Origin of the sequence: Isoptericola maris, assembly GCF_048065335.1 — a bacterium.
Classification (GTDB): Bacteria; Actinomycetota; Actinomycetes; order Actinomycetales; family Cellulomonadaceae; genus Isoptericola; species Isoptericola rhizosphaerae.
The window spans coordinates 21615-43087 of record NZ_JBLUNY010000011.1 but is presented as its reverse complement, the minus strand read 5'-3'; the positions used below and the strand labels follow the sequence as shown (position 1 = coordinate 43087).

Annotated in this window: 15 protein-coding genes, 1 tRNA gene and 1 pseudogene; 3 read left to right on the top strand and 14 right to left on the bottom strand. The window is 70.7% G+C overall.

The window, feature by feature from the left end:
• Positions 1-23: 23 nt before the first annotated feature.
• The 7 genes from pknB to ACH5HR_RS14765 are packed head-to-tail and all read right to left on the bottom strand — an operon-like array spanning position 24 to position 9121.
• Positions 24-2081 carry a Stk1 family PASTA domain-containing Ser/Thr kinase gene (gene pknB, locus ACH5HR_RS14795; RefSeq protein ID WP_416478557.1) on the bottom strand — a complete coding sequence of 686 codons (2058 nt, stop codon included), beginning with the start codon at positions 2079-2081 and terminating at the stop codon, positions 24-26.
• Positions 2082-3533, bottom strand: coding sequence for a serine/threonine-protein kinase (locus ACH5HR_RS14790; RefSeq protein WP_416478555.1), 1452 nt, complete (start codon positions 3531-3533; stop codon positions 2082-2084).
• Positions 3530-4987, bottom strand: coding sequence for a peptidoglycan D,D-transpeptidase FtsI family protein (locus ACH5HR_RS14785; RefSeq protein WP_402374854.1), 1458 nt, complete (start codon positions 4985-4987; stop codon positions 3530-3532). Before ACH5HR_RS14785 ends, ACH5HR_RS14790 begins: the two co-directional genes overlap by 4 nt.
• Positions 4984-6549: an FtsW/RodA/SpoVE family cell cycle protein gene (locus tag ACH5HR_RS14780; RefSeq protein WP_416478553.1), complete on the bottom strand. Its 1566-nt coding sequence runs from the start codon at positions 6547-6549 to the stop codon at positions 4984-4986. The genes ACH5HR_RS14785 and ACH5HR_RS14780 overlap by 4 nt, the downstream gene beginning before the upstream one ends.
• Positions 6550-6566: 17 nt before the next feature.
• On the bottom strand, positions 6567-7895 hold the full coding sequence (locus ACH5HR_RS14775; RefSeq protein ID WP_416478551.1) for a PP2C family protein-serine/threonine phosphatase: 1329 nt from the start codon (positions 7893-7895) through the stop codon (positions 6567-6569).
• A 7-nt stretch (positions 7896-7902) separates the two neighbouring features.
• Entirely contained in the window at positions 7903-8391 is a 489-nt protein-coding gene (locus tag ACH5HR_RS14770; protein WP_416478549.1) for an FHA domain-containing protein FhaB/FipA, read from the bottom strand.
• 10 nt (positions 8392-8401) lie between these two features.
• Positions 8402-9121: an FHA domain-containing protein gene (locus ACH5HR_RS14765; RefSeq protein WP_402374849.1), complete on the bottom strand. Its 720-nt coding sequence runs from the start codon at positions 9119-9121 to the stop codon at positions 8402-8404.
• A gap of 276 nt (positions 9122-9397) precedes the next feature.
• Between ACH5HR_RS14765 and ACH5HR_RS14760 the strand changes: the two genes are divergently transcribed.
• Positions 9398-9481: transfer RNA gene (locus tag ACH5HR_RS14760), tRNA-Leu, on the top strand.
• Between the two features lie 225 nt (positions 9482-9706).
• On the opposite strand, the gene ACH5HR_RS14755 is transcribed toward ACH5HR_RS14760, so the two are convergent.
• Complete coding sequence (locus ACH5HR_RS14755; RefSeq protein WP_416478547.1) at positions 9707-10168, bottom strand: hypothetical protein; 462 nt, start codon at positions 10166-10168, stop codon at positions 9707-9709.
• A gap of 788 nt (positions 10169-10956) precedes the next feature.
• Positions 10957-11571: a hypothetical protein gene (locus ACH5HR_RS14750; RefSeq protein WP_402374845.1), complete on the bottom strand. Its 615-nt coding sequence runs from the start codon at positions 11569-11571 to the stop codon at positions 10957-10959.
• Positions 11572-12249: 678 nt separating this feature from the next.
• Here ACH5HR_RS14750 and ACH5HR_RS14745 point away from each other — a divergent pair.
• Positions 12250-13500, top strand: coding sequence for an ATP-binding protein (locus tag ACH5HR_RS14745; protein ID WP_402374843.1), 1251 nt, complete (start codon positions 12250-12252; stop codon positions 13498-13500).
• Positions 13501-13671: 171 nt separating this feature from the next.
• Here ACH5HR_RS14745 and ACH5HR_RS14740 read toward each other — a convergent pair.
• Positions 13672-14989, bottom strand: a pseudogene (locus ACH5HR_RS14740) (ISL3 family transposase).
• Positions 14990-15634: 645 nt separating this feature from the next.
• Positions 15635-16249 (bottom strand): TetR/AcrR family transcriptional regulator, encoded by a 615-nt coding sequence (locus ACH5HR_RS14735; RefSeq protein WP_416478545.1) that lies wholly within the window; start codon positions 16247-16249, stop codon positions 15635-15637.
• A gap of 117 nt (positions 16250-16366) precedes the next feature.
• On the opposite strand from ACH5HR_RS14735, the gene ACH5HR_RS14730 reads away from it, so the two are divergent.
• Positions 16367-17311: an alpha/beta hydrolase family protein gene (locus tag ACH5HR_RS14730; protein WP_416478544.1), complete on the top strand. Its 945-nt coding sequence runs from the start codon at positions 16367-16369 to the stop codon at positions 17309-17311.
• Between the two features lie 48 nt (positions 17312-17359).
• Here the strand turns inward: ACH5HR_RS14730 and ACH5HR_RS14725 are convergent, their stop codons facing one another.
• Genes ACH5HR_RS14725 through ACH5HR_RS14715 form a run of 3 tightly spaced genes read right to left on the bottom strand, consistent with a single transcriptional unit; the run spans position 17360 to position 21357 of the window.
• Positions 17360-17902 (bottom strand): hypothetical protein, encoded by a 543-nt coding sequence (locus tag ACH5HR_RS14725; RefSeq protein ID WP_402374831.1) that lies wholly within the window; start codon positions 17900-17902, stop codon positions 17360-17362.
• Complete coding sequence (locus tag ACH5HR_RS14720; RefSeq protein WP_402374829.1) at positions 17892-18398, bottom strand: pyruvoyl-dependent arginine decarboxylase; 507 nt, start codon at positions 18396-18398, stop codon at positions 17892-17894. The genes ACH5HR_RS14725 and ACH5HR_RS14720 overlap by 11 nt, the downstream gene beginning before the upstream one ends.
• Positions 18298-21357 (bottom strand): response regulator, encoded by a 3060-nt coding sequence (locus ACH5HR_RS14715; RefSeq protein WP_416478542.1) that lies wholly within the window; start codon positions 21355-21357, stop codon positions 18298-18300. The genes ACH5HR_RS14720 and ACH5HR_RS14715 overlap by 101 nt, the downstream gene beginning before the upstream one ends.
• Positions 21358-21473: the final 116 nt, after the last annotated feature.

The following is a 21473-nucleotide window of genomic DNA, read 5'->3' as shown; positions in this document are numbered from 1 at the left end:
CCTCCGGTCGCGTCCGGGCTGGGTCAGTCGTCGCCGAGCCCCAGGCCGGGGCCGTCGTCGTCCTCGGGCGGTGCCGGGGTCGCCTCGCCGGCGCTGCAGTCCTGGCCCTCGGCGCCCGTCGAGACGATGATCGTCACGTCGGACCCCACCTCCCGCTCGGTCCCGGCCGGCGGGTCCTGGTTGGCCACGAAGCCCGGGCAGTAGTCGGCCGACGACTCGGTCCGCTGGATCGGGTTGAGGTTGGCCTGGCCGCCCAGCGCGCCCTCGGCCTCCTCGGCCGTCATGCCGACGACGTCCGGGACGCTGACGGTCTCGGCCTCGGGCTCCTCGCCGATGGTCAGCTCCACGGTGGTGTCCTGACCGACGGTGCCCGCCTGGGGCGACTGGTTGACGACCTTGCCGACGTCGTTCGGGTCCTGCACGGGCTCGCTGGTGATGCGTGAGCTGAGCCCGAGGTCTGCCAGGGCCGCCTCGGCATCGTCCTGGTTCTGCCCGAAGAGATCAGGGAGCTCGACCTGTCCGTTGGACCAGACGATGTCCACGGAGTCGCCGGGGTTGACGGCGGCGCCGGGCGACGGGTCCGTCGAGATGACGTCCCCCTCGTCCACGCTCGAGCTGGCCTGCTCCTCGACCTCGCCGACCTCCAGGCCGGCATCGGCGATCTCCTGCTTCGCCTGCTCGAGAGTCCTGCCCGTCACGTCGGGCATCGAGAAGGTCTCTGGCCCGCCGGAGAAGTACACGAGCACCTGCGAGCCCTCCGGGACCTCCTCGCCGCTGGTCGGGTCGGAGCGGGTCAGGGTGTTCTCCGGCTCGTCGGACTCCTCGTCGACGCGTTCCGAGTACACGAGGCCGGCGCCCTCCACGAGCCGCTGCGCCTCAGTCGGGCTCATGTTCGCGGTCAGCTCGGGCACGGTGGCGAGCGTCGGTTCGTCCTCGCCGCTGCTGAGCCAGAAGAAGAGGATCGCGGCGAGGGCCAGGACGCCGACGCCGATGAGCGTCCACATCAGCCACTTGCGGTTGCCCTTCTCCTCCTCCTCGCCGGGAGGGACGGCGGTACCGGCCGCCGTCTGGTCGACGGGCAGCCCGGTCTGGCCCCAGGGCGCGGGCCCGCCGGTGGGCGACATGACCTGCGTGCCCTGGGGGTCGCCGAGCACCTGCGTCGCCCCGTAGGCGGCTGCGGCACCGGCCGCCGCGGCGCCGAGCGCCGGGGCCATGATGTTGCCCCCGCGCACGGCCGACTCGAGGTCGGAGCGGAACTCCCCTGCCGAGGAGTAGCGGTCGTTGCGGTCCTTGGCCAGCGAGCTGAGGGCGATGCGGTCCAGGACCTCGGGCACGTCGTTGGCGATCTCGCTGGGCCGCTGCGGCTGCTGACCCACGTGCTGGTAGGCGAGCGCGACCGGCGAGTCGCCCACGAACGGCGGGCGCCCGGTGAGCAGCTCGAAGAGCACGCAGCCGGTGGAGTAGAGGTCGCTGCGGGCGTCGACCTGCTCGCCGCGCGCCTGCTCGGGCGACAGGTACTGGGCGGTGCCGATGACGGCCTGCCCCTGCGTCATGGTCGCGGCGGAGTCCGCCATCGCGCGCGCGATGCCGAAGTCCATGACCTTGACGGCGCCCGTGGGCGTGATCATGACGTTGGCGGGCTTGATGTCGCGGTGCACGATCCCGGCGTGGTGGGAGTACTCCAGCGCGCTGAGGATGCCGACCGTGATCTCGACGGCCTCCTCGATGGGCACGGCAGCGCCGTCGGCGAGGATGTCGCGGACCGTGTGGCCCTCGACGTACTCCATGACGATGAACGGGATGTGGACCTGCTGCCCCGCCGCGTCGGTGGAGGTGTCCTCCCCGGTGTCGTACACGGCGACGATCGCCGGGTGGTTGAGGGCGGCGGCCGACTGCGCCTCGCGTCGGAACCGGGCGAGGAACGACGGGTCGCGTGCGAGGTCGGACCGCAGCACCTTGATCGCGACGGTGCGACCGAGGCGGGTGTCGTGGCCGATGTGCACCTCGGCCATGCCACCGCGGCCGATGAGCTCACCGACCTCGTACCGGCCCGCGAGTACTCGGGGCGTGTTGTCCACCACTCAGACGTCCTTCTGGGTCGTTGTCGCACCGGCGGGGTGCGACGGGTCCTGGAGCATCATCCCAGAACCGGGGTCGGTCATCGTCCGCAATCTCGCGGGGCGTGTCACCAGCGCGCCGCCGGCGAGGAGCGGCAGGGCGGCAGCATCGCCGTCACCCCCGCCGAAGATTCCGCTCAGGAGCGTGGCCAGGAGGAGCACACCGAGCAGTCCGAGGAGGGCGAGCAGCGGCCAGGAGAGCCGGCCGAGCGGCCCGAGACGTTGTCCCGTCGTCGTCGAGCTGCGCACCGGGCGCCCCGACGACCGGTTCGACGACCGGGACGCAGGGGTGCGCGTCGGGCCGCTGCGGGTCGCGGCGCGGCCGGGTGGGCCGCCGCGCGGTGGCGTGGGGCGGGACGGCGGGTTCGTGCGCAGGTCGCGGCGCGCCGGGTAGCTGCGCGGCGCCCCGGGGTCGGGCAGGTCCGGGGTGGACGCCGTCGGCGCGGCCGTGGGGCGCTCCGCGGGTGTCGCCGGGTCGAGCGAGCGTGCCGACGTCGGTGCGTCGTCGGGCCGCGCGTGCCGGACAGGTGCGGGGCGGCCGGTGCGGGCGGCGCGGCGGGCGGCCCGGGACCGCGCTCCGAGGGGGTCCTCGGCGATCTCCTGGGCGAGCGCGTCCAGCTCGTCGGCCAGTGCGGCGCCGGAGGCGGGCCGCTTGTTCGGGTCCTTGGCGAGCATCCGCATGATGACGTCGTCGAGGCCCGGGTGGACGCTGGACGACAGGGGCGGCACGGCACTGTTCACGTGCGCGACAGCGATGTCCACCGGTGTCGACCCGGTGAAGGGGCGTCGGCCGGCGGTCGCCTCGTAGGCCACGATGCCGAGCGCGTAGAGGTCGGAGGCCGCCGTCGCGGGCTGTCCCACGGCCTGCTCGGGCGAGAGGTACTGGGCGGTGCCCATGACCATGCCCGTCGCGGTCATCGTGGCCTGGTTGGCGGCCAGGGAGACGCCGAAGTCCGTGATCTTGACGTTCCGGGTGTCGTGCTCGAGCAGGATGTTCCCCGGCTTGACGTCCCGGTGGACCACCTTGGCCCGGTGGGCGTGGTGCAGCCCGCGAGCGGTCGCGGAGAGGATCGGCAGCAGCTTGCGCGGCGCGACGACGGGCTCGCGCTCGAGCAGGTCGGCGAGGGGTTCGCCGAGCACGAGCTCCATGACGAGGTAGCCGGCGCCGTCCTGCTCGCCGTAGTCGTACATCTGCGCGATGTTCGGGTGCGAGAGCGCGGCGCTGTTGCGCGCCTCGGTGCGCAGCCGCTTGAGAAAGTCCTCGTTGCCGGTGAACTCCTCGCGCAGCACCTTCACGGCGACGTCGCGGCCGAGGTAGCTGTCGTCGGCGACCCAGACCTCGCCCATGCCGCCGACGGCGATCTGGCGGGTCAGGTGGTAGCGCTCGCCCAGCGAGAGCCCGATGGAGGGCCTCATCCGTTCAGCACCGCCTCGACGACGGCCTTGGCGATCGGGGCGGCCACGCGGCCACCCGTCGCCTCGGAGCCCATGGAGCCACCCTGCTCGACGACCACCGCGACCGCGACCTGCGGGTCGTCCGCGGGGGCGAACCCGGTGAACCAGGCGTGCGGGGAGACGTCCCGCGAGGTCTGGGCGGTGCCCGTCTTGCCGGCCACCGTGACGCCCGAGATCTGCGCCGCGGTGCCGGAACCGTCCTCGACGACGGAGACCATCATGTCCCGCAGCTGGGAAGCCGTGGACTCGGACACGGAGCGGCCCATGCTCGACGGTCGCGTCTCGGAGACCACCTCGAGCTCGGCGTCACGCACCGTCTCGACGGAGAACGGCTCCATCAGCTCGCCGCCGTTCGCGATCGCCGAGGTGATCATGGCGACCTGCAGGGGCGTGACGACGTCGTCGCCCTGCCCGATCGCGGACAGCGCGACCCTGTCGGGAGTCAGCGAGTCGGGGTCCGGGTACCGGCTGGCCACCGCGGGGAACGGGACGTCGACCGTCTCGCCGAACCCGAAGTCGGCGGACTGCTCGGCCAGCGCGTCGGCACCGAGGTCGACGCCGAGCTTCGCGAAGGCGGTGTTGCAGGAGATCCGCAGCGCGTCCGCCAGGCTCTGCTCGCCGCTCGGGGAGCACGCCGTGCCACCGTAGTTCGGCAGGTCGGTCCGCGTGCCGGGCAGCGTGTACGTGACCGGCGCGTCGATGACCGTGCTCTCGTCGTAGTCCCCGCTCTCGAGCGCCGCAGCGGCGGTCACCAGCTTGAACGTGGAGCCGGGAGGGTAGTGCGTCCCCGTGGCCCGGCTGATCAGCGGCTTGTCCTCGTCGTTCAGCAGGTCCAGGTAAGCCTTGTTGGCCTTGCCGGTGTCGTGGGTGGCGAGGTCGTTCGGGTTGAACGTCGGCTTCGCGACCATCGCCAGGATCTTGCCGGTGGACGGCTCGATCGCCACCACGGCGCCGCGCTGGTCACCCAGGGCGTCCCAGGCGGCGCGCTGCGCGGCAGGGTCGATCGTCAGCTCGACGGACGAACCCTGCGGGTCGGAGCCCGTCAGCACGTTCTGCACCCGCTCCACCCACAGGGCGTCGGCCGACCCGGCGAGGAAGTCGTTCTCGGCCTGCTCGATCCCGGACGTGCCGCTGACCAACGAGTAGTAGCCCGTCAGCGGAGCGTAGAGCCGGCCCTTGGCGTACTCCCGCTGGTAGTTCCACTCGTCGTCCGAGGGCACCGAGCTGGCGATCGCGTCGCCGCCCACCACGATCGGGCCGCGGTCGGTGCCGAACTGCGCGTAGAGCGCGCGGGCGTTGCGCGGATCGTTGTTCAGCGTGTCTGCCGCGAAGAACTGGATCCACGTCGTGGAGACGAGGAGCGCGAGGAACATGACCATGACGATCCCGGCCAGACGACGCGTGGTCGTGTTCACGATCTCTCACCTCCTCGATGCTCGGGCGGGACGTCGGTGCCGATGTGCTCGGTGGGGGCCGCGTCGCCCGGGCTGCCGTGGGGGTCGCGGTCGGTGACCCGTCGTCGCGGCAGGTTGCTGCCTGCCGGGGGCGTCACGTCGGCCGGGGTGCCGCCGTCCGACCCGGACGAGCCGACGAGGATCGGTTCCGGTTCCGCAGCCGGGGCGCCGGCCGAGACCTGCCCGCGCACCGGCAGGTCGGAGGGCCGCCGGGCGCTGTCCGATATCCGTAGCAGCAGGGCGATCACGATCCAGTTGGCGAGCAGGGAGGAACCGCCCTGCGCCATGAACGGCAGCGTCAGGCCCGTGAGCGGGATGATGCGCGTGATGCCGCCGATCACCACGAAGACCTGCAGGGCCATCGCGAACGCCAGGCCGCCGGCGAGCAGCTTGCCGAAGCCGTCGCGCACGCTGAGGGCCGACTTCAGGCCGCGCTGCACGACGAGCAGGTAGAGCAGGACGATCGCTGTGAGGCCCGTCAGGCCGAGCTCCTCGCCGAGAGCCGCGTAGATGAAGTCCGAGAACGCGTACGGGATCTGGAAGGGGCGGCCCTCGCCCCACCCGGTGCCGAACAGCCCACCGTTCGCCATCGAGAACTGCCCCTGGACGAGCTGGTACGACCCGCCGGGGTCCCTCTCGTACTGCGACGCGTCGAACGGGTGCAGCCAGACGTCGATGCGGGCCCCCACGTGCGGGAACAGCCGCGCCGCGGTGAGCGCGCCCGCCCCGAACAGCGTGAGGCCCAGGACGATCCAGCTCGACCGGGCCGTCGCCTGGTACAGCATCGCGACGAAGAGCCCGAAGAACAGCAGGGACGTACCGAGGTCGCGCTGCAGGACCAGGACGGCGAGGGACGCCGCCCACACGAGCAGGATCGGGCCCAGGTCACGCAGCCGCGGGAGCTGCAGGCCGAAGACCTTGGGACCGGCGAGCGCGAGCGTGTCACGGTTGGTGACCAGGTAGCCGGCGAAGAACACGGCGAACGCGATCTTGGCGAACTCGGCGGGCTGCAGGGAGAAGCCGCCGACGTTGATCCAGATCCTCGCGCCGTTGATCTCCTGGCCGACGCCCGGGATCAGCGGCAGCGCGATGAGCAGCAGGCCCACGACCATCGCCGTGTACGTGTAGCGCCGCAGCCAGCGGTGGTCCTTGAGGACCCAGAGCAGGGCGAAGGCGACGATGGCGCCCAGCAACGTCGCCTGCATGTTGCCAGCCGCGTCGGCGGGAGCCATGCCGGTGGCGTCGGAGATCTCGAGGCGCCAGATCATCGACAGGCCGATGCCGTTGAGCAGCACCACCGCGGGCAGGATGACCTGGTCGGCCCACGGTGCACGCAGGCGGAGCACGACGTGCGCGACGAGTGCCGTCACGGCGAGCAGCATGCTGCGGAACCAGAACTGGTCGGGCAGCTCTCCACGGATCGACAGCCCGACCATCGCGAAGCCGCCGATACCGCCGCCCAGGGCGAGGACCAGGAGGAACACCTCGGCGATGCGCAACGGCCGGCGCTGCCTGGGTTCCACCGTGAGGTTCTGGGACGTCACGCCTCGGCCCCCTCGTCCCGCGCCGCCGGGCTGGACCCGGACGCGGGGCTCGACGACGGCGACGGGCTGCCGCTCGGCTCAGAGCTGGGACTGGTGCTGGGGCTCGGAGTGGGGGTGGGCAGCGCGTCGTCGATGAGGCGCTCGGCGCGTTCGAGGGCCTCGGCCTCCGACGACGCGCGGATCGTGCCGTCGAGCCGGTCGCTCCAGTAGGCGGGCAGCTCGTCGACGGGCGTGCCCGTCAGCCGCACCGGCTGGGAGAGGGTCAGAGGGCCGGCGCTCTGCGGGATGCCGCGGTACACGGCGACCTGCCCGTCCGCGACGCCGACGTAGAACTGCTCCTGGGTCCAGCCGTACGCCCACCAGGCGCCGTATCCGAGGCCACCCAGCACCGCGAGGATCACGAGGACGCCGATCCAGGGGCGTCGCTTCGGTGCCGGGCGTGCGTCGTCGTCCTCGTCGTCCTCCTCGTCGTCGTCATGACGGCGCGAGGCGTCCTCGGCCGCATCCGGCGCGGGCCGGGCCAGCTCGGGCGACATCTCCGAGGCCGCGGCACCGACCACCTGGGTCGAGGTGGACACCCACGAGGCGTCGACGTCGTCCGGGTCGACGACGTCGGCGACCACCACGGTGATGTTGTCGGTGCTCGCGGCGGTCATCGCGAGGGTGATGAGCAGGTCCGCGGCCTCCTCGGGAGACTCGCACTCCGCGAGCACCTGCGTGATCTGCTCGAGGGGGACGAACCCCGACAGGCCGTCCGAGCAGAGCAGCCAGCGGTCGCCCGGACGTGCCTCCCGCACCGACATGTCGGGCGTGAGGTCCACGTCGAAGTCGCCCAGCACGCGCATGACGACGTTGCGCTGGGGGTGGGTCTCCGCCTCGTCCGGGGAGATGCGCCCGGTGTCCACCAGGTGCTGGACGAACGTGTGGTCCACGGTCACCTGGTTGAGCGCCCCGTCGCGCAGCAGGTAGGCGCGCGAATCGCCCAGGTGGGCCATCGCGAGGGTGTTGCCGGACCGCAGGAGCGCGGTCACCGTGGTGCCCATGCCGGCGAGGTCCGGATCCACCTCGGAGGCGTGCACCAGGTCCTGACGCGCCTGCTCGACCGTCCGCTCCAGGTCGGCCAGCGCCTCCTGCGGGCCGTGCTCCGTCTCGTCCAGCGGCGCCAGGGCGGCGATCGCGAGGCTGGACGCGATGTCGCCGCCGGCGTGACCGCCCATGCCGTCGGCCACCACCAGCAGGTTCGGCCCCGCATAGGCGGAGTCCTGGTTGTTCTGCCGCACGAGCCCGACGTCGGAGCGCGCGGCATACCTCAGGGCGAGGGTCACGAAGGCGTCACCCCTGCAGCTCGACGACGGAGCGGCCGATCTGCACGCCGACCCCCGGTGCGAGGGGGGTCGGCGAGGTGACCTGCTGGTCGCCGATGAACGTGCCGTTCGTGGAGCCCAGGTCCTCGACGTACCACTGGTCCCCCTGCGGGAAGATGCGGGCGTGACGCGACGAAGAGTAGTCGTCGTCGAGCACCAGCGTGCAGCTCGGTGCGCGGCCGAGCAGGATCGACGACGTCGACAGCGGCAGGGTGGTCCCGCTCAGCGGACCCGCCGTGACCACCAGCCGTTGCGGACCGGAGCTGCGCGCAGGGGCCGGGCTGCTCGCCACCGCGGCCGGTGCGGCGGCCGGTGCACCGCCGTCGTCGGCACGCTTGCGCGAACGCGGAGAACGCAGGGCGAGGTCGCGGCGCAGCACCGCGACCGCCGAGAGCACGAACACCCAGAGCAGCACCAGGTATCCCAGCCGCAGCAGGGTGAACGTCAGCTCGCTCATCCTCGGTCGATCACCAGTCCTCGTTCGATCGGCCGGCCGACGTACCTGTCCAAAACATGATCCGGGTCCGGCCGATGGTCATGGTGTTGCCGTCCAGCAGCGTCGCCGCCGGGACCTGGTGCCCCTCGACGAAGAGGCCGTTGGTGGAACCGAGGTCCGTCGCGACCACGCCCTCGGGCGCGACGCGGATCTCGAGGTGCCGGCGGGAGACGCCCGGGTCGTCGACCACGATGTCCGCCTCGGCGTCGCGGCCGATCACCGTGACCGGGCCGGTCAGCAGGTAGCGCTGCCCGTCGATGTCGATGAGCGGGTGCCGGGTGCTCGGAGCCGGGTTCGTCGCCGGTGCCACGTTGCCGCGCACCGTGGCCGAGCGGAGCTGGAAGCGGCCGCCGGTGAGCTCCTCGTGGTTCTCGAAGGACACGCTCACGGGGCCGACGAAGGCATAGTGCTGCGACGCCGCGTACTCGGTCAGGTTCGTCGCGAGCTCGTCGGCGAGCGTCTCCGCGCCCCACGACTGCACCTGCGCGAAGTCGGCAGGGCTCAGCTCGATGGTGAACTCGTTCGGCGCGACCGTCCGGTCACGGCCCACGACGGCGGCACGGTCGTCGATCTCGCGTCGCAGCCGGCTCGCCAGCTCCACCGCCTTGACCTCGCCGCCACGCCCGACCTTGGCGAACGCGTTGTTCATCAGCCGCTCGACGCTCTTTTCGAAGCGGTCCAGCGCTCCCATGCCACCTCCTCTCGTCCACCCGTGCCTGTCGCGGGCAGACTATCCAGATCGTAGGCAGGGGTGAACCACCCGCGCCCGTAAACCTGTGGATTTCGTGCGAATCCCTCGGGTAGACCCGCGTGCCGAGGTCACGAGCGTGTCACGGTGCGCAGGCCGGGGCGCGCCGGGCCGGAGCGGGCGCCGTCTCCCGTGCCGCCGGTGTGACACAGGTCCCTGCCGGGTGGGCCCGATCGGGTTGGGAACCGGGGGCCGCCGCGTGCTAATCTCCTACGGCACGCGCGAGTGGCGGAATAGGCAGACGCGCACGGTTCAGGTCCGTGTGCCCGAGAGGGCGTGGGGGTTCAACTCCCCCCTCGCGCACGTGAGGGTAGTTCCCGAATCAGGGAGCCACCCGTTCCCGAAACCCTCGGCCGGTTGATCCGGTCGGGGGTTTCGTCGTTCTTGCCCGACGGCGGTGGCCCGGTTTCGGGAGTGGGCCCTGCGCTCGCGGCTCGTCTGGGCGTGGCCGACGGTCTCTTTGACCTGTTCAGCGGCCGTCAGGGCCTGTTCAGGGCATGACAGGGCGTGGTCTGACGGCCAGGGCCTTTAGTGTTCTTTAGTCTTCGTGTCGGCGTCGTCGACGACTGGTGGTGCTCGGCGTCCGCGGGTGCGGGTGTAGCGGTCCAGCGGCCGGTTGTCGGCGACTTCGCGCAGGTGCTGCTGCCACGGGTCGGGCCGATGGCGGCTGGTGTGCCAGGCGTGCAGGTGGACGGCGTTGTAGCCGGCGAGCTGGGCCGCGAGGAGCCATGCAGTGGCCGCGAGGCCGCGCATGCGGATGAAGCCGCGGTCGATCTTCAGCTTCTGGTAGCGGATCTGGCCGTTGAGTCCTTCGATGAGGGTGCGGCGGTTGTAGTCCAGGGCCCAGGCGTTGGACTGCCACGGGTGGGGCTGGCGGATGTTCTCGCAGGCGCTGTCGTCGACGGTGACGGTGATGCCGCAGCCGCACGTTGAGCCGGGGGTGCAGGTTGTGGTGGGCAGCGCGGCATCCAGGCGCATGGAGGCGGGCACGTTCGGGCAGCGTAGGTGGCCCGCCAGCGCGGGACCCTTGAAGCGCTGGGTGCCGCGGCGGTCGTCGTGCCGGGCGTGGGGGATGAACCGGTAGGGCTCGCGGGCATCGAATCTGTGCGCCTCCGGGAAGTGGCCGTCCGCTTGACCCAGTCCGCGTCCGGGTCGGCGTTGATCCTCCCGTCGGCGCGGAGCGCGTCGGGTCGGAAGGCGGGGTAGGAGGACTCGACGTCGGTCCCATCAGGGCGTTTCAGGCGTCCTCGCCGAGCACCGCGCGACCTGGTGGTCGCCATCCTCGGCGCGGTCCGGCTGTCAACATAGCGGGCATGAGTACAACATCGAAGGGCCGTCGCAATTCTGCGGGAGGTGCGGTGGGACGATGAGAAGTCGAACCCGGTTCAACCTCCCACCGCCCCACGGGGCGTGCGTTCGTCAGGTGACTTTGAACGCACCCTCGTCGAGATGGCCCATTGTCGTCGTAACGATCCGGGCCTCGCGTCCGATCTCCGCCTGTTCTCGCACGGACCTGCGCGCGTCCTGGAGTCGATCATAAGCCGCAATGGCGACAGGATCACCGGGGTCGCGGCTGACCACAACATGGACGGATTCACCTTCTTCGGTGGCCCGGTGCCAGGGCACGTCACCCTCGAACCCGTACGGAATCCTGCCGTAGTTGGAGTAGATCTCTTGTTGCAGCCGCTCGAGGTGTCGTGACCCTGAAGGTATTACTCCTGCGAAGACCTCTGCCCCTAGCGGAGTGTATCCAAAGACGGCAATACAGGTAGAAGTCACTATACTCGGCACCCAAACCGTGCCGGAGAAGTGTAGACGCGTGAGTAGTACGACTTCCCCTTGTAGACGATCTTTCCAAGGGTTGTCCCCCTAAAATTCGTGCCAGTAGTGCCGGTGCAAAAGTGTTCGACGTTCTTCTGAGTGTAATTCTTCTGGTTGTAGTTTCCGCCGGTCTTCTTCTTCGCGACCTTCCATGTGAGGTAATGCTGGTATCGCAGTTCCGTCGTGTGGTGAATCCTGCTCACTGGCACCGTGCATCGAGTGTACGGCTTTTGGCCGATGGATTTGTTGCCCGACGACGTTCGCCAGTGGATCGTTGATGGGTGGAGAGTGCAGGGTCCGAAGCTCACAGCTCGGGTGGTGATTTCATCTGCTTGTTGAGATTCCAGTTCGTCGAGTAGCGCGATCGCCTCTTCTGGGCTGGCTGCAAGTATGTACGGCGTGGCGGTGGTCGCTTCTGTTTCGTCGGTAGCCTCTGAGCCTTCCGTATCGAGGTCTGCGACGATGTCTTCAGTGCCAGTGTGGCCAGGTGTGGCGCTGGCGCCACTGATGGGCGAGCCAAGGATGACCAGGGCGGCCACAAGGCTGGAAGCGGTAACGCGCAGTGACTTCATTTCGACTCTTTCGGTCGTGAAGGGCTGGATGCTTTCATGCAATCGGCTGACACTACGAGTCTGTAGCAGGCAGCCAGTTGCTCAATATATGCAGGCGAATCTAGTGTCGCGTGCTGGGTGCGCATACTTGATGAACTGTTGAGCATCAGCCTCAACTCGTCAGCCAGGCCATGCAGGACAGTTCGCTGACCGGGTGGTGCCGCTCTGTGGTGTGCGGCGCGTGCCGGTGTTGGCTCACATGGCCCGATGGTCCGGTTGTGGGCTCCGGAGCGCACGAGCAGGGCACCCCATCGCCGATGCGGGAGTGGGGGTATCATGGCGACGTCGTTCGGCGTGGAACGTGCTCATTCCGCATCCTCCAGGGGTGTGCATGCTGCGGCTTCGGCTAGTCCGGGCCGTCGTGATGTTCATTGCCGGCACAGCCCTGTTTGCTACAGGCGCTGAGCATCCCCGGAGGATCCCGGCGGCCGGCGGACACCACCGTACGGACGGGGGACTGCTGCACGGGTAGGTGACGGTCAGTCTGCGGCCGCAAGGCACCGAGAGGATGTCGATGGCCGTGGTTGCGATCCCGATCGGCAGGCTCCGAGGTTGAGCGACGGCAGGATCCGACTTTCCGGGGCGGCAGATTCCGACTTCGGGTAGCGGCAGGTTCCGACATGGAGCTACGTTGGGGTTGTGACCAGCCTGATCGCACGACGACTGACCCGAGTGGTCCGCCACCGCTCGGCGACGACGCCGGTGCTCCTTCTCGAAGGGCCCCGCGGAGTGGGCAAGTCGACGCTGCTGGATGGGCTGGCAGCCGACACGAATGCCGTAGTGATCGACCTGGATCGGGAGGACTACCTTCAGCTCGCGCTGAACAGTCCGGCGGCAGTCGTCGCAGAAGACACACCAGTGCTCGTCGACGAGTACCAGAAGGCTCCGTCGCTGCTGGACGCGATCAAGGCTCGGCTCAACCGTGAGACGAGGCCGGGCATGTTTGTCCTCGCAGGCTCGGCCAGCTACGACTCCTTGCCGCGAGGCACGCAAGCTCTGACGGGGCGCATCCAGCGGCTACCGGTTATGCCCTTGACGCAAGCCGAACTCGACGCGACCGCCAACGACCTCATCGCGCGCGCCTTTGAGGGAGACGTCGAACACCATGCCCGGGCCGCGACCACGTCCAGGGACGAGTACGTCGATCGTGTGATGCGGGGCGGAATGCCCCTTGCGCTCGCGCAACCCACCGCGGCGGACAGGTCCCGCTGGTTCGAGGCACACGTGGGACAGTCGATCCAACGAGACGCCGGCGAGCTGCGACGTATAGGCAGAAGATCCGACCTGAGGGACGTGCTCACGCGCACCGTCGGCCAGACGGCAAGCGTCCTCAACGTCTCGAAGGTCGCCAATGATGTGGCTCCGTCGTGGGACACGACCTCCGCGTACATCGAACTCCTCGAGTCGCTGTTCCTCGTCCGTCGGCTCCCTGCCTGGGGCGTGACCGTCCTGCCCAGGAGTATCGAGTCTCCCAAGATTCACGTTGTCGACTCTGGGATCGGCGCCCACCTCCTGCGACTGAGCGCCGCGAAGATGAAGCGACTTGACCCAGCCTCCCTCACAGAGTTCGGCCACCTGCTTGAGTCCTTCGTCGTCCAGGAGGCGATCCGGCAGACGACATGGATGGATGACCCTGTCTCGGCCGGGTACTGGCGCACCCGCGACAGCCTCGAGGTCGACCTGGTCCTGGAGCGGCATGACGGTGCGGTCGTCGCCATCGAGGTCAAGGCAGGGGACGTCGTCAAGCGGACGCAACTCTCGCCGCTGGTCGCCCTGCGGGATCGCCTGGGATCCTCCTTCGTCGCCGGGATCACGTTCTACACGGGCGCGACGGGATACGAGGTAGACGACCGGATCCACGTGCTCCCGATCGAGCGCCTCTGGACCTGACCCCTCTGCGACGATCGCGGCGGCACGCGCGAAGCGGGTGTGCCTGGCCGTCCCCTCGAGGTGTGCCTGGACTCTCCTTGGTGGTCGCTCCGGTGCTGGTCAACGAGTTTCCGGAACCACCCACGTGAGGCCGTTCTCGGTTTCGAGAGCGGTGCAGTTTCGAAAAGTGGCTCAACGCAGATGAGGGTGTAGCCGCGGTCTGAAGCCGCCGGCCTCCAGGAGTGATCGGGCGATGTAGTGGGTCAGGTTGCGAAAGCCCAGGGCGGAGCCTCGGAGGTGTTCGAGTCGGCCGTTGATCGCCTCCGTCGGGCCGTTGCTCGAGCCTGGTAGGTCGAAGAACGCCAGCACGTCGGCGGCGCGCTTGGTCAGGGTGCGGCCGAGGGTGACCAGCTCGGTCAGCGCGGCCGGAACGCCGCGGGCCACCGAGTCGATGACGGCGACCATCAGGGCGCGGCCGTGTGCGCGGTCGGGGTGGCGGTAGGCGGTGATCATGCGCTGATAGATGCCCCAGGTCGCCTCGACCTCGACGTGCTCCTCGATCGCGAACAGGGCCTCGATCCTGGTCGTCTGCTTGTCGGTGAGCAGGTCGGCGCCGGTGTGCAGGGTCCGCCGGGCACGATAGAGCGGATCCTTGGCACGGCCGCGGTGGCCGTGCAGATCCAGCTGGACCCGGCGTCGGCAGCGATCCAGGGCATCGCCCGCCAGGCGCACGACGTGGAACGGGTCCATCACCGCGGTCGCGTCGGGCAGCTCTTCGGCAGTGGCGGTCTTGAACCCGGTGAAGCCGTCCATCGCGACGACCTCCACCTGATCTCGCCAGGTCTTCGGGCGGGTGGCGAGCCACTGCTTGAAGGCCTGCTTGGAGCGCCCCTCGACCATGTCGAGCAACCGGACGGATCCGGTGCCGTCGCGGATCGGGGTCAGGTCGATGACCACGGTGACGTACTTCTCGCCGCGGCGGGTGTGCCGCCACACGTGCTCGTCGACTCCGATGACGGCCACGCCGTCGAACCGGGCCTCGTCATCGATCAGCACCCGCCGACCTTCGGCCAGGACAGCGTCGTTGGCGGTGTGCCACGCGATCGCGAGGGCCTCGGCCACCCGCGCCACTGTCAGGTGCTGAACCACGATCCCGACCAGGGGCCCAGCGCACCGCCGCCCGCGAGAGCTTCGCCCGCGGATCCGCAGCCGCCGTGGTGTCCTGCCGCCACACCCGCCCGCAGCTCTCGCAGCGGTAGCGGCGCACCCGCACCAGCAGCGTCGTCGGCCGCCACCCGAACGGCTCATGCGCCAGCCACCGAGACACCGTCCCACGCGGCGTGCCCTCGGCCCCGCACTGTCTGCAGAACGCGTCGTCATCGCGCGCGACCACGCAGCACTCGAGCACCGCCCGGTCAGGCTCCAGATGCTGCCCGACCACGACGAGACCGAGCTCGTCCAGGCGGCAGAACGTCGTCAGGTCAGGTGTGCAGAAGGTAGCGTCGTCCACGTCGAGGTCTTCCAGATGGGCAGAGTGAGAACTCCCATCCTGGGGGACCTCGACCCATCCCCGGCCAGATCAGCCAGCCAGCGCTACACCCTCATCTGCGTTGAGCCCGAAAAGTCCCGGCCGGGGTCACCCGGCCGGGGCTTTTGTCGTTTCTGGGTGGTTCGCGCAGCGTGGCGCCGGCTGGTGCTGGGTCGGGCGCCCGGTGGGCCGGTCGTCCGACGGCGGTGGTGGTGTCGGGCGGTGGCCCTGCGGTGGCCGCGGCGTGGTTCAGGACCTGTTCGGGACGTGCTCGTCCGGTCGGCGGTGCCGGTGGGTCAGGTAGTCGGGTTGTGGCTGGTGCTGCTGGCCTGGCCGGGTGGTGTAGCCGACAGGGCGCTCGTCGGGTGGTGTAGCGGGTCTGCTGAACAGATAGGTGACAGCGGTTCTCAGGCGGCGAGTGCGACCTGAGTGGTGATGATGGCTTCGGGTCTGCTGCACGGATAGGGGCGGGGTGACGGGCAGCGCTGCTCTTCACCGGATCGACGAAGAGCCGGTTTCGCCGTTCCCGGAGATCGGTGCCGCGCTCGTGGCCACGATCACGCCCGCTGGACTCTCTGGGCAGCCGGACGGTCCGAGATGACGTGTTCGATGTTCTGCCGTCCGAGATCAGCTCGTGGGCTCAGGGACGTCGTGGGAGAGCGCTCCGCTGATCAGCATCTGTACGAGCATGTCGGCATCGTGCCGCTGGTCGGCCGCTGCCCCGATGCACAGGTTGCCGATGCCCTTGAGCACGGTGTAGGCGTCGACCGGGAGGGCGTCGTGGCCGGACGCCGCCCGGGCAGCGTCCAGGAGTGCGCCGCAGACAGGCACGAGCCGGTCGATGAAGTACCGGTGCAACGCGTCCGGTTCCGCGTCCTGGCCGTGCAGGGCGCCTGCGAGCCCGTGCTTGGTGACCAGGAACTCGACGAACAGCGCCACCCACGCGCGCAGCGCCGCCTCGGGTGTCGGGCTCTCCGCGAGCAGCCGCGGCCCTGCCTCGGCGCAGGCCTCGACCTGGTGGCGGTACACCGCCACGACGAGCTCCGCGCGGGTCGGGAAGTGTCGATAGATGGTCCCGACACCGACCCCGGCCTTCGCCGCGATCTCCCGTACCGGGGCGTCCACGCCGGAGGTGACGAACACTGCCGCTGCTGCCTGCAGGAGGTCCTGCTGGTTCCGGCGTGGGCGCCCCGCCGGCCTGGGCTGCGCGGCAGGCCGCTGCTCGGGTCCGCTCCGAGCCATGGGTCCTCCTCGGGGTCGACGACGCAGGCTTGCGTTTCGGAACAGTGCTCCGTATTGTGGCGGAACAGCGTTCCGATACCAGTATCGCAGAGCGCACCCCTCAGGAAGGAATCTGTCATGACGACATCGATCGTCGACTCACTGGACGGCATCGTCGGCACCGGCACCCCGGTCGTCTCCGTCGCTCCGCTCGAGCTGTCGGCCCCGGGCCGACCCCTGCCGCTGGAGGTGCGCGTCTCCGCCCCGGCGACGGGCACCGACCTCCCCGTCGTGGTGTTCTCCCACGGCAACGGGTGGAACCTCGACGGGTACGCGCCGGTGACGGCGTTCTGGGCCTCCCGCGGCTTCGTCGTGGTCCAGCCCACGCACCTGGACTCGCGCCGCCACGGCTACGGGTTCGACCATCCCGTCTTCCCGACGATCTGGACCGAGCGGATCGCCGACCTCACGCGCATCCTCGATCAGCTCGACACCGTCGAGGCCGCCGTGCCGGGCCTCGCCGGCCGGGTCGACCGGAGCCGCGTCGCCGCTGCCGGTCACTCCTGGGGCGCGCAGTCGGTCCAGTCGCTCCTCGGTGCGCGGATCCTCGACGAGTCCGGCCAGGTCGGTGAGGACATGGCCGACAGCCGCATCACCGCGGGCATCCTGTTCGCCGCCACCGGACTCGGAGGCGACGAGCTCCACCCCTTCGCGCAGGCGAACTTCCCGTTCATGCGCCCCTCGTTCGAGGAGCTGACCACCCCGACGCTCGTCGTGGCCGGCGACCGTGACCAGTCGGCGATGTCCAGCCGTGGACCCGACTGGTTCACCGACGCCTACCGGCACAGCCCTGGCGCCACCGATCTCCTCACGCTCTACGGCGCGGAGCACGCGCTCGGCGGGATCGTCGGGTACGAGGTGGCCGAGACCACCGACGAGAACCCGGAGCGCGTCGCCGTCGTCCAGCGTCTGAGCACCGCGTACCTGCGGACCGCGCTCCAGGTGGACGACGGCGCCTGGCCCGCCGCGCGAGCCGCGTTCAGCGGCAGCGCCGAGCCGATCGGACGGGTCGACAGCCGATGAGCCATGACGGCACGCCTCTCACCGGGCGCCGTGAGCCCGCGAGGACCCTCAGTGGAACGTCGTCGCGTAGTACGTCTGCCGGTCCACCTCTTCGACGGTGACGTCGCGCGTCCGCTCGAGGTGGCGGCGCAGGTTGTCCGCGAACCGCAGCCCGTCGTCGTTGAAGCGGGAGACGTCGTAGGCGCAGACCACCCGGTGCTCCGCGAGATGGGCGACGAGCGCGTCGATCATGTCCATGAAGGTGCGGGTCGCCCGCCGGCCGGGGTGCGCGAGCGTGTAGCCGATGTACCAGACGGCCCCGCGCGCCGCGTGCTCCGGGTACCGGGCGGCGAAGTACTCGGGGCTGACCCAGGGCACGGCGGCGAGGTCGGTCGCCAGGGTGGTCATCCCGACCGCGTCGCCGGTCTCGTCGTGCGCCAGGAGCTTGAGGACGCGGGGGTCGGCCATCTCCTCGTCGAACTCCTCGCGGTGCAGCACGTGCCGCGCTGCCGCCCGGGTCCGCAGGGGCTCGAAGGCCTCCAGGTACAGCTGCCAGAAGCGTTCGGCCACCGGACCGCTCAGCGTCGGTTCGAACGTGACGTCAGTGGCCATCGGCGGCCTCCGCCCAGCCGGCCCGCCGGAACGTCGCCACGACGACGGCGCACACGGGCAGCGTCTCGCACGTGATGCCGGTGATCCGGCGGCCCTGCGGGTGGTAGACGCCGCCGCGTGACGCGGACAGGTCCTCCAGGCTGTGGCCGAGGTCCGTGGCGACCTGCTCGTAGGAAGGGCCCTCGTGCTCGACGAACAGACCGGCTCCGCTGCCGTCGTCGCGCACCGACCAGGCGACCCCGGCCCACGCCTCGTGCCCCGGCAACGAGGCGTGCGCCTCGGCGTAGACGCAGTAGAGGGCGTCCCCGTGGTCCCCGGAGATGCCGTCCTGCGGCTCCACCTTGAGGATCGTGCTGCCAGGTGGGACGACGGAGCTCAGCCGGATCAGGTTGAAGTCACCGACCCCGGCGGCGACCAGGGCGGCGTCGAAGGCCGCGAGGGTCGTCCGTCCGGTGCCGGTGCCCTTGCTGATGCGGATCGTCAGGTTGTCGCTCATCAGTTCCTCGGAGGTCGGGTGGAGGGTTGTCCGTGCCGGTCGTCCGGCCGGCGACGGCGTCAAGGAGGTCCAGCACCGGCCGCAGCAGGGTGTCGGGTGCGGTGCGTTCCTTGGCGAGAAAGACGGTACGGCCCAGTCTCAGGTCCGCACGGTCGTGCAGTGCCACCGGGCTGCCCGTGTAGACCACGAGCGGCACCTGCCCCAGCCGTCCATCCTCGCGCAGGTCGGCCACGAGGGCCTGCCCGGTGCCGTCGGGCAAGGAGAGGTCCAGCACGAGCAGGTCCGGCTCGGCCGTGGCGAGGGCGGTCCGGGCCTCGCCGACCGAGCGCGCCTGGGTGACGGTGAGCCCGCCGTGCTCGAGCACGGCGGCCACGACCTCGCGCAGCTCGTCGTCGTCCTCCACGACGAGGACGCGTTCGTGGCGTGGATGCCGGCGGACGACGTCGCGCACGGTCGCGACGAGTCGCCCCGGGTCGACCGGCTTGACCAGCCACCCGTCGGCGAGGTCCGCGCTCGCACCGGCCTCGGTCGGCTCGGTCCCGGAGACCACCACCACCGGGACCCGAGCCGTCGCGGCGGTGTGGCGCAGCCGCGACAGCACCTCGGCGCCGTCGGTGCCGGGCATGGCCAGGTCCAGCACGATCGCCGCCGGGTGCTCCGCGGCGACGAGGTCGAGCGCGGCCTCTCCGTCGGTCACGCCGATGACCGCGAACCCGCGTTCCTCGAGGATGGTGCTCAGCACGTCGACCACGTAGGGGTCGTCGTCCACGACGACGACGCGCGGCGTGCCCGCGTCGTCGTCGCCCGTGCTGCGCGGGTCCGTGCCCGACGGCGGAGCGTGCGTGAGGCCCGCAGGCTCGCCGTCGGCGGCGTACGGGCCGGTCGGCGTGCGGTGCGCGTCGACACGCCGCAGGGTGAACCGGATGCTCGTCCCCGTGCCGTCGCCCTCGCTGACGGCCCACATCTTGCCTCCGTGGCCCTCGACGATGCCGCGGGCGATCGGCAGCCCGAGACCGGTCCCGCCGCGCTCGCGGGCGTCGGAGGCGTCGACCTGCTCGAACCGGCGGAAGACGGCCTCCAGCTTGGCGGGCGGGATCCCGCGTCCGTCGTCGTCGACGCGCAGCTCGACCATGTCGCCGGCCGGCAGGGCGCTGGTGCGCACCGTGCTGCCCCGCACGGAGAACCTCACCGCGTTCGACAGCACGTTCACGAGGGTCTGCACGATGCGATCGGCGTCCGCCCGGACGACCTCCGGGGACGGTCTGTGCTCGAGGGTGACACCTGCCAGGTCCGCGAGGACGGCGACCTGCTCCTGCGCTGCCACGACGAGGGCGTCGACCGGCTGCTCCGCCAGCTCCAGGGAGGTCGAGCCCGCCGCCATGCGCTCGAAGTCGAGGATGTCGTCCACGAGCCGCCCGAGCCGGTCGCCGCTGGTCAGCGCGATGTGCACCATGCGCCGCGCCCGTGCGGGGTCGTCGCCCAGGACGCCGCTGTCGAGGAGGCCCAGCGCGCCACGGATCGACGTGAGCGGCGTGCGCAGCTCGTGGCTGACCACCGAGACGAACTCGTCCTTCAGGCGCTCGATCTCGCGGCGCTCGGTGACGTCGCGGAAGACGACGACCGCCCCGCGGATCCTGCTGTCGTCGCGCAGCGGGCTCGCGGTGACCTCGACCGGCACGTTCCTGCCGTCGAGCCGGCGGTAGACGTCCTGCTCCGCCGTGGCGGTGACGCCGTCGCGCACCGCCTCGGTGATGTAGCAGCTCTCCACCGGGAACGGGGAGCCGTCCTCCCTGGAGGCGTGGAACGTGGTGTGCGCGTCACGTCCCACGAGATCGTCCGGTGTCGCACCGAGCGCCCGGCACGCGGCCGCGTTGACGAAGGTCAGGCGACCCTCGGCATCGACGCCGTAGATGCCGTCGGCGACGGACTCGAGCGTGCGCTCGCGCTCGGCGGCCAGGGCGCGGAGCTGCGCCGTCCGCTGCTCGACCCGTCGCTCCAGGCCGTGGAGAAGCGACTCGTTGTCGACCACCACGAGGATCTGCCGGGCCACCACCGCCACGAGCACCACGATCCAGAGGGCGTCCGCCACCCACGGGATCTCCTCGCCCGACCCGACCACCCGGACCAGGGCCGCAGCGAGGAAGAGGGCGAACGTCACGACCGTGCCGAGCACGGGCGACCCGTCGCGGCGCCGGCTGTCGACGGGGCTCCCGGACGCCGCAGGGTGTCGCGCGGCGACGGCGATGGCCGCGTATCCCCCGATCCAGCCCAGGTCGGCGGGGCTGCCGAAGGTGAACTCGTTCTCGGCCGCGAAGAACGCGAACGTGACGTCCGCGACGGCGTAGAGGACGAACCCGCTGCCGACGAGCACCAGCGGTACCCGCTCCGCGGCGCTCGACCGGGTCATCACGAGGACGGCCAGGGTGGCGAGCAGCGCGTCGGCGACGGGCAGCACGTAGGCGCTCACAGCGGGCTGGCCGGTCACGTCGCGGCCGCTGAGGACGACGGCGAAGACGGCGATGTACAGCACGGACCCGCCGACGACGATGCTGTCGAGCAGCATCCGCGGGATCTCGAGGCCGCGGCGGCGGACGGTGGGGAACGACGCGAGCCCGACGACGCCGAGCGTGAGGGCGAGGATGTAGGCGACGTCGCCCGTCGCCGGGTCGTCCACGACGGTGGCGTACACGTTGCCCAGGAGGCCGACCGCCCCACCGAGGCTCAGGGCGCCCCACGCCCGCCGCCGTCGTCCGGCAGAGCGGACGGCACGCCGACCGCAGCTGGCCCAGGCGAACACGGCGGCAGCGGCGAGCGCCGCCTGGGACGCGACCTCCCGCACGGCCGGGTCGAACGGGCCCGCGAGCACGACGGCGACCACGAGCACGGTCCCGCCGGCAGCCCAGGACCACCCCAGGAACTGCCTGTGCGCCCGTGCCGCTGCGCGGCGCGCCTCGTCCATGGCCCGAGGGTAGGTGAACGCGGTCGGCGCCGCCCGACCGACCGGCGCCGCCCGACCGACCGACGGCTCTGGGTGCGACGGACGGCGCGTGCCGCGCGTGGCGGGTCGTGAGACGG

Coding starts and splice junctions, on each gene's coding strand:
- ACH5HR_RS14790 (WP_416478555.1), bottom strand. CDS start 3,533: ATGAGGCCCTCCATCGGGCTCTCGCTGGGCGAGCGCTACCACCTGACC.
- ACH5HR_RS14770 (WP_416478549.1), bottom strand. CDS start 8,391: ATGAGCGAGCTGACGTTCACCCTGCTGCGGCTGGGATACCTGGTGCTG.
- ACH5HR_RS14765 (WP_402374849.1), bottom strand. CDS start 9,121: ATGGGAGCGCTGGACCGCTTCGAAAAGAGCGTCGAGCGGCTGATGAAC.
- ACH5HR_RS14750 (WP_402374845.1), bottom strand. CDS start 11,571: ATGAAGTCACTGCGCGTTACCGCTTCCAGCCTTGTGGCCGCCCTGGTC.
- ACH5HR_RS14735 (WP_416478545.1), bottom strand. CDS start 16,249: ATGGCTCGGAGCGGACCCGAGCAGCGGCCTGCCGCGCAGCCCAGGCCG.
- ACH5HR_RS14730 (WP_416478544.1), top strand. CDS start 16,367: ATGACGACATCGATCGTCGACTCACTGGACGGCATCGTCGGCACCGGC.
- ACH5HR_RS14725 (WP_402374831.1), bottom strand. CDS start 17,902: ATGGCCACTGACGTCACGTTCGAACCGACGCTGAGCGGTCCGGTGGCC.
- ACH5HR_RS14720 (WP_402374829.1), bottom strand. CDS start 18,398: ATGAGCGACAACCTGACGATCCGCATCAGCAAGGGCACCGGCACCGGA.
- ACH5HR_RS14715 (WP_416478542.1), bottom strand. CDS start 21,357: ATGGACGAGGCGCGCCGCGCAGCGGCACGGGCGCACAGGCAGTTCCTG.